At 65.4% G+C, this 16,032-nt stretch carries 24 protein-coding genes; 17 read left to right on the top strand and 7 right to left on the bottom strand.

Annotated features, from left to right (window positions below; all coding sequences use genetic code 11):
• Positions 1-8 precede the first annotated feature (8 nt).
• Entirely contained in the window at positions 9-269 is a 261-nt protein-coding gene (locus AC06E9_RS16360) for a hypothetical protein (protein WP_478056430.1), read from the bottom strand.
• Positions 270-472: 203 nt separating this feature from the next.
• A complete protein-coding gene (locus tag AC06E9_RS16355) occupies positions 473-910 on the bottom strand; it encodes a helix-turn-helix domain-containing protein (protein ID WP_478056429.1) in 438 nt (145 codons plus the stop codon).
• Positions 911-994: 84 nt separating this feature from the next.
• On the opposite strand from AC06E9_RS16355, the gene AC06E9_RS16350 reads away from it, so the two are divergent.
• The 15 genes from AC06E9_RS16350 (at position 995) to AC06E9_RS16280 (ending at position 9,554) form a co-directional block, all read left to right on the top strand.
• On the top strand, positions 995-1,279 hold the full coding sequence (locus AC06E9_RS16350) for a helix-turn-helix domain-containing protein (protein ID WP_478056428.1): 285 nt from the start codon (positions 995-997) through the stop codon (positions 1,277-1,279).
• The gene (locus tag AC06E9_RS16345; protein WP_478056427.1) at positions 1,276-1,617 is read left to right on the top strand and encodes an ogr/Delta-like zinc finger family protein; all 342 of its coding nucleotides are present in this window, start codon (positions 1,276-1,278) and stop codon (positions 1,615-1,617) included. The genes AC06E9_RS16350 and AC06E9_RS16345 overlap by 4 nt, the downstream gene beginning before the upstream one ends.
• A gap of 615 nt (positions 1,618-2,232) precedes the next feature.
• Positions 2,233-2,475, top strand: coding sequence for a hypothetical protein (locus AC06E9_RS16340; protein WP_478056426.1), 243 nt, complete (start codon positions 2,233-2,235; stop codon positions 2,473-2,475).
• Complete coding sequence (locus AC06E9_RS16335; RefSeq protein WP_478056425.1) at positions 2,475-2,765, top strand: hypothetical protein; 291 nt, start codon at positions 2,475-2,477, stop codon at positions 2,763-2,765. Before AC06E9_RS16340 ends, AC06E9_RS16335 begins: the two co-directional genes overlap by 1 nt.
• Entirely contained in the window at positions 2,765-3,028 is a 264-nt protein-coding gene (locus tag AC06E9_RS16330) for a hypothetical protein (RefSeq protein WP_478056424.1), read from the top strand. The genes AC06E9_RS16335 and AC06E9_RS16330 overlap by 1 nt, the downstream gene beginning before the upstream one ends.
• A 120-nt stretch (positions 3,029-3,148) precedes the next feature.
• Positions 3,149-5,851, top strand: a complete 2,703-nt coding sequence (locus tag AC06E9_RS16325) for a toprim domain-containing protein (protein ID WP_478056423.1) — start codon at positions 3,149-3,151, stop codon at positions 5,849-5,851.
• An 85-nt stretch (positions 5,852-5,936) separates the two neighbouring features.
• Positions 5,937-6,362, top strand: coding sequence for a hypothetical protein (locus AC06E9_RS16320; protein ID WP_478056422.1), 426 nt, complete (start codon positions 5,937-5,939; stop codon positions 6,360-6,362).
• Positions 6,355-6,627, top strand: coding sequence for a hypothetical protein (locus AC06E9_RS16315; protein WP_478056421.1), 273 nt, complete (start codon positions 6,355-6,357; stop codon positions 6,625-6,627). The genes AC06E9_RS16320 and AC06E9_RS16315 overlap by 8 nt, the downstream gene beginning before the upstream one ends.
• A complete protein-coding gene (locus AC06E9_RS16310) occupies positions 6,620-6,805 on the top strand; it encodes a hypothetical protein (protein ID WP_478056420.1) in 186 nt (61 codons plus the stop codon). The genes AC06E9_RS16315 and AC06E9_RS16310 overlap by 8 nt, the downstream gene beginning before the upstream one ends.
• Positions 6,802-7,032, top strand: a complete 231-nt coding sequence (locus AC06E9_RS16305; protein ID WP_478056419.1) for a hypothetical protein — start codon at positions 6,802-6,804, stop codon at positions 7,030-7,032. The genes AC06E9_RS16310 and AC06E9_RS16305 overlap by 4 nt, the downstream gene beginning before the upstream one ends.
• A complete protein-coding gene (locus AC06E9_RS16300) occupies positions 7,025-7,243 on the top strand; it encodes a hypothetical protein (RefSeq protein WP_478056418.1) in 219 nt (72 codons plus the stop codon). Before AC06E9_RS16305 ends, AC06E9_RS16300 begins: the two co-directional genes overlap by 8 nt.
• A complete protein-coding gene (locus tag AC06E9_RS16295; protein WP_478056417.1) occupies positions 7,236-7,523 on the top strand; it encodes a hypothetical protein in 288 nt (95 codons plus the stop codon). The genes AC06E9_RS16300 and AC06E9_RS16295 overlap by 8 nt, the downstream gene beginning before the upstream one ends.
• A 211-nt stretch (positions 7,524-7,734) precedes the next feature.
• On the top strand, positions 7,735-8,007 hold the full coding sequence (locus AC06E9_RS16290; protein WP_478056416.1) for a hypothetical protein: 273 nt from the start codon (positions 7,735-7,737) through the stop codon (positions 8,005-8,007).
• Positions 8,004-8,225 carry a hypothetical protein gene (locus AC06E9_RS16285; protein ID WP_478056415.1) on the top strand — a complete coding sequence of 74 codons (222 nt, stop codon included), beginning with the start codon at positions 8,004-8,006 and terminating at the stop codon, positions 8,223-8,225. The genes AC06E9_RS16290 and AC06E9_RS16285 overlap by 4 nt, the downstream gene beginning before the upstream one ends.
• 372 nt (positions 8,226-8,597) lie before the next feature.
• Positions 8,598-9,554, top strand: a complete 957-nt coding sequence (locus tag AC06E9_RS16280; protein ID WP_102788854.1) for a cation diffusion facilitator family transporter — start codon at positions 8,598-8,600, stop codon at positions 9,552-9,554.
• Positions 9,555-9,575: 21 nt separating this feature from the next.
• Here AC06E9_RS16280 and AC06E9_RS16275 read toward each other — a convergent pair whose 3' ends face one another.
• A complete protein-coding gene (locus AC06E9_RS16275; RefSeq protein ID WP_121044246.1) occupies positions 9,576-10,412 on the bottom strand; it encodes an AraC family transcriptional regulator in 837 nt (278 codons plus the stop codon).
• Positions 10,413-10,523: 111 nt separating this feature from the next.
• Here AC06E9_RS16275 and AC06E9_RS16270 point away from each other — a divergent pair, with 111 nt between their 5' ends.
• On the top strand, positions 10,524-10,949 hold the full coding sequence (locus AC06E9_RS16270) for an organic hydroperoxide resistance protein (protein ID WP_019185509.1): 426 nt from the start codon (positions 10,524-10,526) through the stop codon (positions 10,947-10,949).
• An 88-nt stretch (positions 10,950-11,037) separates the two neighbouring features.
• On the top strand, positions 11,038-11,820 hold the full coding sequence (locus tag AC06E9_RS16265; RefSeq protein WP_461770808.1) for a hypothetical protein: 783 nt from the start codon (positions 11,038-11,040) through the stop codon (positions 11,818-11,820).
• A 177-nt stretch (positions 11,821-11,997) separates the two neighbouring features.
• Here AC06E9_RS16265 and mmsB read toward each other — a convergent pair whose 3' ends face one another.
• The 4 genes from mmsB to AC06E9_RS16245 are packed head-to-tail and all read right to left on the bottom strand — an operon-like array spanning position 11,998 to position 16,017.
• Positions 11,998-12,888: a 3-hydroxyisobutyrate dehydrogenase gene (mmsB, locus tag AC06E9_RS16260; protein WP_152152923.1), complete on the bottom strand. Its 891-nt coding sequence runs from the start codon at positions 12,886-12,888 to the stop codon at positions 11,998-12,000.
• Positions 12,885-14,060 carry an enoyl-CoA hydratase/isomerase family protein gene (locus tag AC06E9_RS16255; protein WP_478056414.1) on the bottom strand — a complete coding sequence of 392 codons (1,176 nt, stop codon included), beginning with the start codon at positions 14,058-14,060 and terminating at the stop codon, positions 12,885-12,887. The genes mmsB and AC06E9_RS16255 overlap by 4 nt, the downstream gene beginning before the upstream one ends.
• Positions 14,057-14,854: an enoyl-CoA hydratase gene (locus tag AC06E9_RS16250; protein WP_478056413.1), complete on the bottom strand. Its 798-nt coding sequence runs from the start codon at positions 14,852-14,854 to the stop codon at positions 14,057-14,059. The genes AC06E9_RS16255 and AC06E9_RS16250 overlap by 4 nt, the downstream gene beginning before the upstream one ends.
• Positions 14,851-16,017 (bottom strand): acyl-CoA dehydrogenase family protein, encoded by a 1,167-nt coding sequence (locus AC06E9_RS16245; protein WP_478050214.1) that lies wholly within the window; start codon positions 16,015-16,017, stop codon positions 14,851-14,853. Before AC06E9_RS16245 ends, AC06E9_RS16250 begins: the two co-directional genes overlap by 4 nt.
• Positions 16,018-16,032 lie beyond the last annotated feature (15 nt).

Here is a 16,032-nt window from a genome sequence, read left to right as displayed (position 1 = left end):
CCGGCTTTTTAGTCGATCCGGCGCAGCCAGCGCACCGCGTGCCGCATCGCGGTGCGCAGGCGCGCACCTGTGGCGTACTTGGCGGCAACACCGGCTATCAGGAAGAACCCGGCATGGGCGGCGTGCGCGCTCGGGTCCAAGCCGCTGGTCGGCAGCGCCATCCATGCCTGCCAGATGGCAATGGTCAGCAGTGCGGTGGCCAGCGGTGTACTGGGGGCATGCTCCGCTTTGACCGGTGTGGCAGCTGCGTCAGGATCGTGGTGCGCCAAAGGACATCGAATCTCGACATGTCCTGTGAACACCTGACCGATTACGGCCCCTTCAAAAATGGTGCTGCCACCACATTTGCACACCGACCGTTCTTCACCACCACAACTGCAACCACAACTGCGCATAGCCCTTCACATTGAGAATCGCGCCTTCCTAGACGCCCCCTGTGTTAGCGGACACGAATCTCAAAAACCGAACTGTGTCAGTGGGCGGGCTTCTTCCCACCGCGCGGTGCTTTGATCACCAGTTTCTGACCGCTCAGGTCCACATCTCCGCTGATTTGCTGGGCGATGGTGACATCGTTGAATTGCGTCCTGGGCGCGGCCGCAGCGGCGGAACTGTGCGCTACATCGCCGGTGAGCGTCGCAATCGCCGCAGCTCGCGCGGCCGGCTGGGCGGCGCGCCACGTTGCGAGCAGTTCGCTGTCTTCCGGCGAGAGCCGCTCGCGCTTGCCGGTCAGCAGGTAGGTCACGTCCGCGCCGAGATCATGAGCCGCAGCGAGGTATGCCGCGCTCGCCCCGACGCTGTCTGTCTCGTAAAAAATCTGTGTGCGCTTGCTGACGCCACAGGCAATGCCCATGGCCTCCTGCGTCAGGCCCAGTCGCTTCCTTTCTTCCTTCAGCCTAAGACCCACACTCACGCTCAAACCTCCTTGACTGGTGAAATATCTTTCACCTACCATAGTGAAACATCTTTCACTCTTTGCTCAACACGGGGAAACGGAATGGCCGCCACACGACGCACCACTCGGCAGAAGCTGCGAACACCCGAAGAGGCCCGCCAGTGGCTGCGCGACAACGGCGTCACCGTCACTGCATTCGCCGAGCAAAACGACCTCTGCCGCCATGCTGTGAATGATGCGTTGCGCGGGGTGGGCAAGGGAACCTACGGGAACTCTCACGCTGCCGCCGTCGCACTCGGCATCAAGCACGTTCCCAATTCTTGCACGAAACCCAGCAAACCCGCGCGGAAGTCCACAGCGAAGTCAGCGAAGGGTAAGAAGGCATGAGTGCGGTCGCTGGCGGGCGAGTGATCTTCTCTTGTGAGTCGTGCGATTCGCGCCTCATCAAACGCACCAGCACGCTCGTGCACAAGTACCTTCGGAACGATGTCTACATGTGCGAAAACCCGCTGTGTGGCGCAAGTTACAGCGGACATTCCGAGCTGACCGGCATTGCCAGCCCCAGCGGCGTGCCGACGGCGCTGCCGAGCGAGCTGCCTCCGACGCCCAGTTTCCTTCGCGCTCAGATGCAGCTGGCATGGAAGGCGGGCAAGGGATACATCCAGCTGGACCTGCTCGACGCGATTGACGCTGCTCGCGGCTGCACCGAACACCCCACCGCCTGAGTAAGGCGCTCATGAACTACGAAAACGAACTGGCGACTCTGTCGCCAGCGATGGAGTGCTGCCCATGATTCGCCAAAAGACACATCGAGACGGTTGGGCCACGGCCATGGAACCCGCCCTGGTCACATCTCCCCCCCGCGATAAGCACGTGTCGTTCGCTGAGAAACAGCGCGACGCAATCGCGTTACGCGCCGCTGTCACAGCGCATATCGCGGCTGGCGGCGCCTATCAGGTGCTGACTGCACCCAACTCTGCTCCGGCAAAGGCATGACCGCTGTGCACGTTCTGAACATCCCCCGCAAATCCCATCATTTCCCCTTGACACATGCCCATGGACGGAGCAAACATTCACACGTCGCCGCCAATTCGGCGACCGGGATTGGTCTCCTGAATGAAATGCGCGCGAAAGCGCCAATGACACCTGCAGGCGCTTTTTTTGTGCCTGGCCAGAGTGCCGGGCGCGTGTGCCCCCAGCCTTCTTATGGTGGGCGGCGCGGTGGGGGCCTCGGCCCCGCCGGGTTGCGCATATTCCCGGTAGACCAACTCCGCGTCGTCCACCACCTCCGATTGGTCTCGGCGGTGGCGGACTCCTCGACACGATGGAGTATGCGCACCATGAGCAATGACGCCACACCTGCGTCCCGCAGTACCCCCGCGCGGCAGATCGCCGCCGTCTTCGGCTTCATCGCCGACACCCTCGAATGGTCCCACGACGACTACCAGGCGCTGATCGCCCGGCTCGTCGGTACGGGCAAGTCCGCCCTGTCGATCACGCTCGGCGACGTACTGGACGCCTATGGCGCCACATCAAGCCCGGCAGTGCATGCCCGCACTGACGCGCAGCGGGGAGGTCACTGATGGCCGCTCCCAAGCACCCGAACCTGCGCCCCGTGATTGATCTGGCATCAGCCAGCCCCGGCATCGTCGTGCGCGCCTCCACGGACAAGAATTGCGTGTACGTGTCCTGCGTACATGCCGAGTCGAACGTCTGCGTCTCAATGGTGGCCGCGTACTCCCATCTGATTCGCCCTGCAGCCGACCACAGCCTGCAGATCGGTCAAGCCATCTTCCTGCTCGCCCACGGCGAGGCCGCGCGCTTCTTCGCATGGCTGAGCAGCGAAGGCGATACCTCAACGGGAGTGCACTGATGGCCAACCGCAATGACCACACCCCACCGCTCCGCAACCCTGGTCCTGCCCAGCGCGACGACGAGCGAGGGGCGCAGCTGATCGGCGGCGGTGACTATCAACGCCTTTGGCGCGCAGCTCACGCCTGCGACCTGTTGGCCACCATCACCGAAGAGGTGGCAAAGGAGCACGGCATCGACCCGAAACACACCGCTGCTGTCTCCGAGTACATCCGCGACGACATGTATCAGATTCTCAGCCGTTCCAAACCGGCAGACGAGTAAGCCCGTAACACCCAGCCCTGCGGCGCGACAACGCCACAGGGCAAGGGCACCCCGCTCAGGAGAGAGCCATGCACCACACCAACACCCCCGCCTCATCCGCGGCTAGAGGCTGATCTGGCCATGCAAGAAGACATTCGCGACCAAGTCCTGCAGCGCATCCAGCAGGACTACGGCCTCAAGCACCGGCCGAGCACCGAGTACATGCGCGGCGGCAAGTGTCCTCACTGCGGCAAGAAGGAGCTGTACACCAGCTTCAAGAAGCCGTGGGTGCTGCGCTGCGGGCGTCAGGCAAAGTGCGGCCAGGAGGTGTACGTCAAAGACCTGTACGACGACCTCTTCGACGACTACTCCAAGCGGTACGAAAAGACCCCCGCCAAGCCGAACGCAGCCGCCGACGCCTACCTGCAGACCGCACGCGGCTTCGACATCAAGCCTCTGCAGGACATCTACACGCAGGACGACTACTACGACCGCAAGCTTTCCGCTGGCACCGCAACCGTGCGCTTCGCACTGGCCAAGGGCGGTTATTGGGAACGACTGATCGACCGCCCGCATCGCTTCGGCAAGCAGAAGGCGCGCTTCGCACCCGGCCAGAGCTATGCCGGCGTGTGGTGGGCCGCGCCTGCCGCGTTGACTGCGATGCGTGAGACCAGCGAGGTCTGGATCGTGGAGGGCATCTTCGACTCCATTGCCCACCTGCAGCGCGGGAACTGCGCTGTCTCGGCCATGTCCAGCAACGCCTTTCCGGAGGCCTCCCTGCGCGAGCTGACCGCCGCTCGCCCTGGCAACCTACCTACCCTGATTTGGGGACTGGACAACGAGCCGGGGGCGCGGGCGTATACGCTCAAACACATTCGCCGGGCCGAGAAGATGGGCTTCCGCTGCAAGGCTGCTCAGATCGAGCAACCTGACGGCAAGAAGGTCGATTGGAACGATCTTCACCTGCGCGCATTGGCCGCTGAGGATCAGCAGGCCCAGTGGGATGCCGACATTGTCGACGCCCGGTATCACGGTGACCTGCTCACCGCTCGTACTGCCATGGACAAGGGGCTGATCGTCTACGAGCGCGACAAGCAGGCTGGTTTCCACCTTGAGCACCACTCGCGCCTCTACTGGTTTGAGTTCGACGCGCTCCGCTTCGAAAAGCTGTGCCGTGACCGGGCAGACACCCGCCAGCTGGCCGACGATGAAGAGTTGGAAGAGGAAGAGATTGCCAAGATCCAGCGCGCAGCTGCGTCTGTGAGCGAGATCGCCAACTGCTACCCGGAAGCCCTGTACTTCCAGCGCCATGAGGCCACAGACGAAAGTTGGTACTTCTTCCGCGTGGACTTCCCGCACGACGCGCCCTCGGTGAAGGGCACCTTCACCGGCCCCCAGGTCGCCAGCGCCACCGAGTTCAAGAAGCGGATCATCAGCCTGGCCCAGGGCGCGGTGTTCAGCGGCTCGGGCCGTCAACTGGATCGCATGATGAAAGACCAGCTGTTCAACATCAAAACCGTCGATACCGTCGATTTCGTGGGGTTCAGCCCGGACCACGGCGCATACATCTTCGGCGACATCGCCGTGCGCAAAGGCGAGATCAGCCTTGCCAACGCCGAGGACTATTTCGAGTTCAACAAGCTGCGCCTGAAGACCACGCAAAAGTCGATCCGCATGGATATTCAGCGCGATGCCGAGGCATTCCGCACGGATTGGCTGGAGTGGCTGTGGCTGTGCTTTGGCACCCACGGCATCATCGCGTTGACCTTCTGGTTCGGCTCTCTCTTCGCCAACCAGATTCGCAGTGCACACAAGTCGTTCCCCTTCCTTGAAGCCACCGGTGAAGCAGGCGCGGGTAAGACAACGCTACTGACGTTCCTGTGGAAGCTGCTTGCCCGCAGCGACTATGAGGGCTTCGATCCGGCCAAGTCATCCAAGGCCGGCCGCGCCCGCGCCATGGGCCAGAGTTCGGGCATGCCGGTGGTTCTCCTGGAAGCTGACCGCGACACGCCCGACAAGTCGCATTCCAAGTCGTTCGAATGGGATGAGCTGAAGGACTATTTCGGCGGCGGCACGTTGGCTACACGCGGCGTTCGCAACGGCGGCAACGACACCTATGAGCCTCCCTTCAGGGGCACGATCGTCATCAGCCAGAACGCACCTGTCGATGCCAGCGAAGCGATTCTGACTCGTATCGTCAAACTGCATTTCCGCAAGCCCAACGTCACCGATGCCAGCCGCATTGCAGCCGACAACCTCAATGCGCTGCAGGTGGAAGACCTGAGCCACTTCTTGATCAAAGCCGTGCGCGCTGAGTCCAAGGTGCTGGATAAGTTCAAGGAGCGGGTCACCGTCTTCGAAGCTGGGCTTCGCGAGAAGACCGAACTGCGACTTGAGCGCGTCATCAAGAACCACGCTCAGATGCTGTCCCTGTTGGATTGCCTGCGGTTGGTCATCGATATCCCCGACCACATGGTCATCGCCACACGCGAAGCCCTGATAGCTGCAGCGATGGAACGGCAGATGGCCATCAGCGCAGACCACAAGATCGTCAACGAGTTCTGGGAAACCTACGAGTATCTCGAAGGCCTGGCAAACGGCGAACGCCCGATGCTCAACCACTCGCGCGACCCCAACAAGATCGCCATCAACCTCAACGAGTTCGTGGCCACGGCCAGCAAGCACGGTCAGGCAGTTCCGGACCTGGTCGACCTGCGCAAGCACCTGACCGATTCGCGGCGCTACAAGCTCATCAGCGCCAACACGGCAGTGAACAGCAACATCCGCAACACGATGCTCGGCAGCAGCTTCACGGTGAAGTGCTGGGTGTTCAAAAAGCAGTAACGCAAGGCGCAACAGAAGTGGGCCGGCGGGCGGTGCGACAACACCACCCCAAGGCCGTCAACCAACAGAAGTTCAGGAGAGAACCATGCAAAAGATGAACGGCGAGGCCGTAGACACCCCCACATTCCCGCTGGCATCCAGCACCGGGCCCGGAGCGGAGGCTATCACGGGTGTGGGGATTGGAGGGGTTGAGATGGGAGCCCAAGGCGACTGCAGCGCGACGGTGGTGCTCCACGTAACCCATGGGAAGGTTATCGCCACCGCCACCCTGAACATGGGCGGCGTGAGGACGGCGCAGCGCGTGCTGGAGCGCCGGCGCGGACATGCCTCCGGGTGGGTACTCACCAAGGGCACCGAGAAATTCGAAGCCGACGCGAAGTGGATCTCGGCCGAGCTGGCTGAATTGGGGGACCGCCTCCCCTTCCCGTATGCGTTGGCCAACATGCTCCCCAGCAGAAAGGCGTGCGCCGAGGCGGTTGCCCAGGCAGCACAGGAGGTGGTCCATGGCTAAGTCCGTCGTGGTCTATGGCCCTCAGGGCAGCGGTAAGAGCCTGCACGCCGCCGCTATTGCGGCGAAGCATGGCCTGCGACAGGTGATCGACCTTGAAGACGTCCAGCTGATGGGAGAGCGGCTGCAGCGGCAGGGGTTCCTGTATCTGTCATGCAGCCGGTCTTACGCTCAGCGGGCTGCGGACCTGCTCGGGACCGAGATCGTTCACGTCGCAGATGCGCTGGTCAGCGTCGGCGTGAGCGCAACGGAGGTGGCCCATGGCTGATTTCCTCGCCCTCGTGCTCATGTGCTTGGCCCTTCCCGCCGCCGGGGCTGCGATGTACCGCCTGTGGGTCACCCGCCCCGCACAGCGTCGCCACAGCGGCCTCGCCGTGGGTCAGATACCCCAGCGGCTGCGCCGCCGCCCGCAGATGGCTGTGCGCCGCGCAGGGGGTGCTGCGTGAATCTCGACCGTGTAATTGAGGTGGCACTGTCCGCAAAGCGCGTGGGCCATACCGGCGCTCTTTCCACCGGCGAGTCCCTGACGGCCGCCCTGGTACTTAACCGACACGACTGGCTCACCGAGATGGACTACACCATCGCGCAGGCGCTCGACCGTATCGACTGCGACACCGTCCCTCACCTTGTTCATGCCGCCCGCAGCGTCGCGGAGGGCTTCGACCATGACTGATCTGGCAAGCATTGAGGCGCGCGCGCAGCGCGTTTTGGATGGGATGACGATCAATCGTGAGGCCTTCGCGCGAGACGTGTTGAAGCTCACCCATGCGGCGCGGCGTCTGCGGGATGAGGTGGTGCGGCTGCAGCCGCGTGAGAGCGGCCCGGGCGGTGGCGCCTTCACCGACATATTCGGCGACATCTTTGGAGGGCGTGGCAATGGCTGACATCGAATTGGCCCGCCGTTTTCTCGCGGGCGAGTATCAACAAGCCGGCCTGCCCCATGTCGCAGCCGCCATCCTTGCCGGCACATCCCCGCTTGGCCAGGGCACCTACGTTGCTGCCGTCGCGGCGGCTCTGGCCGACGTGCCAGCTGGGCAGGTGCTGGTTCCGGTCGAGGATATGGAGCGGATCATGAAAGTGCTTCGATTTGCGGCGCACCCCGAACGTTCGCCTCACGCCGATGCAATCGAACGTCACCTCGCCGCCAAGGGAGCGCGGCCATGATCCGTCACGTTCCAATCCCCTCCTGCGCTCAATGCCCCTACCGGCAGTATCACTATGGCCGGCATGAATGCTCCAAGATGGAGTTCCAGCAGTTGCCCCTGCAGCGCGCCGAGAACGGCAGAAACACGCCCATCCCCGACTGGTGCCCACTCCCGCTGCACCCTTCTTTCGCCGCAGGCGGAGCCGCCAGCTCCGAGGGACAGGCGCGCTCATGACCCAGCAACAGATGACACCCCCGCGCACTGTGCCAGCGTGCCCGGCGGGCCATGCCGCGCGTTACATCCTCGACGGTCGCCGGCTGGAGGCACGCGGTGGCCATTTCCTCGAATGCCGATGCAGCCGCACCACGAAGTACCCGAGCTTCGACCTCGCTTGGGCACACTGGCACAAGATGCACAGCCTGCAGCCCCGGTTCGACGCCCCGCCAATTTCGGGCGCCAACGTGGTGCAGCTGGGCTTGCGTCTTGCAGGCGGTGACGCATGACGCCGCATGGGTTTGGCACCTTCTGGCTGTTGTTCGGTCAATTCGGCCCGACCATGACCATCGAGCAGCTGCGGGATGCCTACTTCCCGGGAAGCAAGCTCAAGACGATGGCCAACAAGCACAGCGCCGGGCTGCTCCCGGCCCGGACCGGGGACGTCTACGACACGCGAGACGTGGCCAGCTGGTGGGACGCACAGCGCCAAGCCAAGGCCTCCTGACCCGTAACGAAAAAGGCCGCCTGAGGGCGGCCTTTCTATGTGTGCAGGCGATTACTCTGAAGCGCCGACGTACCACTGGTGTACCACAACCCCCGAAACCCTTGGTATTACTGGCTGTCAATCCAGTCCATCATCGGGGCGACGGACAGGCGCAGGGAGGCGGTATAACGCGCGGCGGCGTCAGTGGCGGGCTGGATGGTCATCGGCTGCAGGTGCATCTGGATTCACTGGCATTGCCAGCGCAATCAATAGTTTACCTGCTTCCGATGAATGCTGCCCGAGGGCTATTGCGGCCGTCGGAGGGCTCGCGGAGTACCCGGCTGCAATGAGGGCAGTAGACAATGCATCTCTGCACGCCCTTCCCAGGCATCCATGCCCGCACTCCGCCTGCCCAGCTTCGACCCCACCACCGAACAAGGCGTCCTGCGCCTGTCGATCGCCGCATCGCTGGCGATGGCCGCCGCCGCGGTGGCCTTCGGCCTGCTCGCCAACTCCTCGCTGATCATCTTCGACGGCATCTACGGGCTCATCGACGTGGTGATGACCTGGTTGTCGCTGCTGGTGGTGCGCCTGATCAGCCTGTCGACCCATGTGGATACCCTGCAGTCGCGCTTGAACCAGCGCTTCACCATGGGCTTCTGGCACCTGGAGCCGATCGTGCTCGGGGTCAGCGGCACGTTGATGATCGGCGCGGCGCTGTATGCGGCGGTCAATGCAGTGGATGCGCTGATGTCCGGCGGGCGCGAGATCGCGCTGGGGCCGGCGATCCTGTTCGCGGTGATTTCGATCGTGGCCGAAACCGGGCTGGCACTGTTCGTACGCCGGGCGAACCGGTCGATCGGCTCGGACTTCATCGCGCTCGATGCGAAGAACTGGGTGGTCGCGGCCAGCATGTCGGCGGCGTATCTGGTCGCCTTCGTCGGCGGCTATGTGTTGGGTGGCACGCAGTGGGCGTGGCTGGTGCCGTACATCGACCCGGCGATCCTGCTGGTGGTCTGCCTGTTCGTGGTCGTCGCGCCGATGGGCACGGTGCGCCAGGCGCTGTCGGACATCCTGCTGATCACGCCGCTGGATCTGCAGACCCACGTGGACGAGGTGGCGCGCGATATCGTGGCCAGGCATGGTTTCCTGGAGTACCGCAGCTACGTGGCCAAGGTCGGGCGCGGTGAGCAGATCGAACTGTTCTTCGTGGTGCGCGCCGATGATCCGCCGCGGGCGCTGATCGAGTGGGACCGGCTGCGCGATGAGATCGGTGAGGCGCTGGGCGAGGAGTCGCCGGACCGGTGGCTGACGATCATGTTCACGACGGATCGGGAGTGGGCGATCTGAGCGACGCCGGTGTGCATCGGGTTATCGTTCGGCGGCCACACTGCCCTGCTTCCACTGCCGCGGCGACTGCCCGGTCTGCGCTTTGAACGCGCGCGACAACGCTGCTTCGCTGCCGTAGCCCACGTCGATGGCGATGCGCTTGAGCGGCTGGCCGCGGCGCAGCGCCTGCTGCACCAGGCGGGTGCGCCAGCCCTGCAGGTAGTGGCCGGGCGTGCTGCCGATGGTGTCGCGGAAGCTGTCGGCGAAGGCGCTGCGTGACATGCCGGCGCGCTGCGCGAGCGACTCCAGCGTCCACTCGTCGGCGGGCGCTTCATGCATCGCCACCAGCGCGTGACGCAGGCGCGGATGGGCCATGCCGGCGAGCAGGCCGACGCGGATCTGACCGCTTTCCATCAGCGCGCGCAGGATCTGGATGAGCACGACTTCGAACAGGCGATCCAACAGCGCCTGGCGGCCGCAGCGCTGTGCGAAGGCTTCTTCGAACAGCAGTGACAGCACCGGCTGGCCGCCGTACAAGCCCTCCAGCGGCAGGCACACGATCGGCGGCAGCGCAGCGGCGACCGGGTTGTTGGCGCCCCCTTCGAACTGCAGGTTGGCACAGGCGAAATCCGCGCCCCGCGTGGCATCGGTGACGAAGCGGTGCGCGAGCGGGCGCGGGTACAGCAGCACGCTGGGCGTGGTGATCTGCAGCGTGCTGCCATCCGGGTGCTCGACGCGTACATCGCCGTCGCGGATCAGATGCAGTTGACCGCGCTCACCGTCTGCCGGGAGATCGTTGATGCCGCACAGCGCGCCGGCGTGGAAGACCTCGGCGGACACCGCGAAACGGTCCAGCAGGGATTGCAGTCGGTCGACCATGGCGGACTCCAGATCAAGTTTTCTGGACGAAATGTTGCCACAAGTACGAGGCGGGCGCGCACAGTACACCTGCCATCTGGCCCACCCCCTTTCACTCCGCAGGAGATTTCCATGTCCATTGCCAACGTTCTGTATACCGCCCAGGCCACTGCCAACGGCGGCCGCGACGGCCGCGCCGTCTCCTCCGACAACGTGCTGGACATCCAGCTCTCCACCCCGCGCGAGCTCGGCGGTGCGGGCGGCCCGGGCACCAACCCGGAGCAGCTGTTCGCCGCCGGCTACTCGGCCTGCTTCCTGGGTGCGCTGAAGTATGTGGCCGGCCAGGCCAAGGTCGCCCTGCCGGCGGAAACGCAGATCACCGGCAAGGTCGGCATCGGCCAGATCCCGACCGGCTTCGGCATCGAAGTGGCGCTGGAGATCTCGGTCCCGGGCCTGCCGCGCGAGCAGGTCGAAGAGCTCGTGCAGAAGGCGCACATCGTGTGCCCGTACTCGAATGCGACCCGCGGCAACATCGACGTGACGCTGACGGTGGTCTGATCCCCTCCGCATGACCTGCCGTGGCGACGGGCACACAGCCCCGTCGCCACCGGTAGACTGGCCAGACGATCCTCACTGGCAAACGGACATGCACAGGATTCTGGCCGCGCTGTTGCTCAGCGGTTTTCTGGGGGGCTGTGTTACGGCTCCCATCGCGCCACCCGAGGCGATCGCCTCGAACGGGATGAACGCGCTGTCTCTCGTCCGCGGCGCCGGGTTCGTGCATGTGGTGACCGATCTGTATCTGCCCGGCACGGCTGCGCCCGGGCTGCCAGAGACCTATGCCTGTCCTGACGCGGCAACCCGCATCCGGATCGCGGCCTATCCGCCGGCGACCCTGCCGGCTACCGATGCCTGCGCCCTGATTGATGCCGCTGCACGCCACGCGCAGCAGTGGTATCCCGACCGGCGCGCGGCCTATACGGCGCTGCTCGTGCCCCACGGAATGCGCCTGGACCTGCGCACCCGATCGCTGCGCTTCCGCGTGCCGCATCTGACCTTGGCCATGCGGGTGTACGAAGCGCGCGCGCGGACCGAGGCCAATCTCGTGGACCTGGTCGCTCATGAGACCTTCCATGCCCTGGGCTTCGCCGCCGGTGATCGCGGTGCAGTTGACGAGCGCACGGCCTACTACGCCGGTCTGTGCACGCAGCTGGCGGTCCTGGGCACGATCCCGGAGGCGGCGCTGCCGGGTGCCCCGCTCGCCAGCGACAATGCAGACGTGGTCGAGTCAGCGGATGCGGCGTATCGCGTGCGGCGCGAAATCTACGGGTGGTTGCAGGACGGGGAGATCCGCGCTGGCACACCCGGTGGCGAGCGCATGCAGGCACGCTGCCGGGACTTGCCGCGCGTGCCGTCGACGGCCGAGTGACCCGATAAAAAAATGGGCGGCTGCCTGACGCGAACGTCTGGCAACCGCCCATCCCACCGCGGTGGATCCCGTGGCTGACCACGGGATGCATCTTGTTCGGCTGCTACGACCAACGGTCGTTGCCTACCTGGGTTACCGTCGTTGCCGGCCAGCGGCCGGCACTACCGGATCCGGCCTTTATTCGTCGTGCGTGATCAGCTGCACCACGCTGGAGAAATCCAGCTTGCCGCGACCGGCCTGGTGGTTCATCGAATACAGGTTGCGGGCAAGCTCGCCCAGCGGGATCGAGGCACCGACACTCATCGCTGCTTCCACCGCCAGGCCCATGTCCTTGAGCATCAAATCGCTGCCGAAACCGCCGCTGTAGCCGCGCGAGGCCGGGGCGTTTTCCAGCACGCCGGGCCACGGGTTGCACACTTCGGTGGCCCAGCTGCGGCCGGTGCTGACCGCCATCATCTGCGAGAGCACCTTCGGGTCCAGCCCGTGCGCGACGCCCAGCGCGATCGATTCACCGGTCACCGCCATGATCACGCCCAGCGCCATGTTGTTGCACAGCTTGGCCACCTGGCCGGCACCGCTGGCGCCGACATGGAAGATGTTCTTGCCCATCGCCTGCAGCAGCGGGCGCGCCCGCTCCAGTGCCTCGGCTTCGCCACCGACGATGAAGGTCAGCGTGCCGGCCTGTGCACCTGCGGTACCGCCGGACACCGGGGCATCCAGCATCTGCAGGCCACGCGCCGCGGCCGCTTCGGCGACCTTGCGGGCGGTGGCCGGGGCGATGGTGCTGCAATCGATGATCAGCGCGCCACCCGGGATATCGGCCAGCAGGCCATCGTCACCGAGGTAAACGCCTTCCACGTGGCGGCTGGCGGGCAGCATCGAGATGACGATCTCGGCGTCGGTCAGCGTATCCAGCGCGGAGCTGGCGGCGGTGGCGCCGGCATCGACGGCGGCCTGCACGGCAGCCGGCACCAGATCGAACACGCGCACGGCGTGACCGGCTTTGGCCAGGTTGGCGGCCATCGGGCCACCCATGTTGCCCAACCCGATGAATGCAATACGGCTCATGCGTGGCTCCTTTCAGGGACGGTGGCACCGAGGTCGGCCAGCGGATGCGCAGCATCGGACCACGGCGAAACGAAAAAGGTGCGGGCCCACTCGGCCGTGGCGTCCGCCAGCGTGCGCGGCTGCCACTTCGGGGTGCGGTCCTTGTCGATCAGCAGCGCGCGGATGCCTTCGGCGAAATCCCCGTGGGCCGCCGCATGCAGTGCTGCGATGTACTCGATGCGGTAGACCTCGGCCAACGAGGCGCCCTCGGCCAGGTGCTGCAGCTCGAACGCGAGCCGCGCCGAGCCGGGCGCACCGGCGGCGAGCGTGGCTTTCGCGGTGCTCAGCCAGGGGTCGTCCGTCTCCAGCGCCAGAATCGCCTCGACGATCGCGCCGACGTCGTCACCGGCGCACAGCGCATCCACGGTGGCGGCATTGCGCAGCAATGGGCCGGTGGCCGCATCGCTGGCGTGTTGCTGCAGCAGTGCGGTCAACTGTTCGTGGTTGCGCTTTGCCTCGCGGCTCCAGTGCACGCCCGCCAGCGCGTTGAACACGGTCTCGCGCTGTGCCTCGGCGATGTGGATATCCGCCAGGCCGGCGTAGATCGCATCGCCTGCGTTGAGCGGCGCCCCCGTCAGGGCCAGGAACAAGCCGCCGTGGCCGGGCACGCGCGGCAGCAGCCAGCTGCCGCCCACGTCCGGGAACAGGCCGACGGTGATCTCCGGGAACGCCAGCTTGGAGCGCTCGCTGACCACGCGGTGGCTGGCGCCGGACATCAGGCCGATGCCGCCGCCCATGACGATGCCATGGCCCCAGCACAGGATCGGCTTGGGATAGGTGTGGATCGCGTAGTCGACGCGGTACTCGACGTCGAAGAATTCAGCGGCGTAGGCGTTGTCGCGGATGTCGGTCTTTCCGCTCTCGCGGTAGTCGACCATGCTGCGGTACAGGCTGTGCAGGTCGCCGCCGGCGCAGAAGGCTTTTTCGCCCGCGCCCTGCAGCACGACCAGCGCGATGCCGTCATCAACGGCCCAGGCCTCCAGCCGCTCACGCAGCAGGTGCGCCATCGGCAGCGAGAACCCATTGAGGGTGCGCGCGGCGTTGAGCGTGGCGATGCCGATGCGCGTGCCATTACCGGCGGCGCGCTCTTCGAACAGCACCGGCGCCTCGTCATGGGCGACGGCGGTGCTCATGCGTTTTTCCATTGCGCAGTGCGCTTTTCCAGGAAGGCGTTCACGCCCTCGGCCTGGTCGGCGCTGTCGAACAGATCGACGAAGGCCTCGCGCTCGGCGACCAATGCCGAAGCATGGGTGCCGCTGCGGGTGGCCTGCACCAGCGTCTTGCACGCGGCGATGCTGGTCGGGCTCTGCTTGCCGGCCTTGTGCGCCCAGGCCAGCGCCAGCGCCTTGGCTTCACCCTTGGCGACCTTTTCTTCGACCAGGCCGATACGCAGTGCGGTATCCGCATCGATGCGCTCGCCCAGCAGGATCATGCGCTTGGCCCAGCCTTCGCCGACCAGACGCGGCAGGTTCTGGGTGCCGCCGGCGCACGGCAGCAGGCCGACGGTGGCCTCCGGCAGCGCCACCTGGACGTGTTCTTCGATGATGCGCAGGTCGCAGGCCAGCGCGCATTCCAGGCCGCCGCCCATCGCGTAGCCGTTGATTGCCGCGATGGAGACACCACGGAACCCGGACAGGGCTTCGAACGCCTCGCCGAAGCGACGTGCAGCTTCGCGTGCGGCGGCCTTGTCGCCGGAGGCGAACTGCTTCAGGTCGGCGCCGGCAGAGAAGAATTTCTCGCCATCGCCGGTGATCACCAGCGCGTAGATATCGCGGTCTGCATTGAGTGCGCCGACCAGATCGCGCAGCGCGGACAGGCTGTGCACGGTCCAGGTATGCGCCGGCGGATTGTTGAGGGTGATGACCGCGACGTGGCCATCGGCCTCGACCTTCAGGCCGACATGATCATGCTGGCGCCACTCCATCATCGCAGTTCCTCTTCAGTGTTGAGCAGGTGGCGGGCCACGATCACACGCATGATCTCGTTGGTGCCCTCCAGAATCTGGTGCACGCGCGAATCGCGCAGCAGCCGTTCAATCGGGTATTCACGGATGTAGCCGTAGCCGCCGTGGATCTGCAGCGCATCGTTGCAGATGTTGAAACCGGCATCGGTGGCGAAGCGCTTGGCCATCGCGCACCACACGTTGGCATCGCTGGCACCCGCGTCGAGCTTGCGCGCGGCGGTGTGCACCATCTGCCGGGCGGCGACCAGTTGGGTGGCCATGTCGGCCAGCTTGAACTGCAGCGCCTGGAACTCGGACAACGCCTTGCCGAACTGGCGGCGCTCGCCCATGTAACGGCGGGCGGCATCCAGTGCACCCTGGGCAGCGCCCAGCGAACAGGCGGCGATGTTGATGCGGCCGCCGTCCAGGCCCTTCATGGCCAGCTTGAAACCGCTGCCTTCCTCGCCGAGCAGATGGCTGACCGGCACGCGCACGTTCTCGAACGTGATGCCACGGGTCGGCTGGCTGTTCCAGCCCATCTTCTCTTCCTTGCGGCCGTAGCTGATGCCCGGCAGATCGGCCGGCACCGCGATCGCGCTGATGCCGCCCGCGCCCGGGCCACCCGTACGCGCCATCACCACCAGCAGTTCGGTGGCACCTGCGCCGGAGATGAAGGCCTTGGAGCCATTGAGTACGTAATCGTCGCCGTCACGCACCGCGCTGGTTTTCAGCGAGGCCGCGTCCGAGCCGGCACCCGGCTCGGTCAGGCAGTACGAGGCCAGCCTGGTGCCGGAGGAGAGGTCTGCGCCCCACGCGGCACGCAGGCTCTGCTGGCCCCACTTGGCCACCATCCACGACGCCATGTTATGGATGCTGACATAGGCCGCCGTGGACGGATCCACATTGGCGAGCTCCTCGATGACGACGGCGGCGTCCAGACGGCTCAAGCCGCTGCCACCGACCTCGGGATCCATGTACAACCCACAGAACCCGAGTTCCCCTGCCTTGGCGATCGCCTCGCGCGGAAAGATGCCCTCCGCATCCCATCGCGCGGCGTGCGGCGCCAGTTCGGCCTGGGCGAAGTCACGCGCTGCCTCTCTATAGGCCTGCTGCGCTTCGTCGAGTTCCGTCGTCATCGAGTGGCTCATGGTCGAACTCCGTTG

Source organism: Stenotrophomonas sp. Steno-Z10-BAI, from assembly GCF_056393115.1.
Note: the sequence above shows the minus strand (reverse complement) of the source record. Positions and strands in the feature narration are given on the sequence as shown.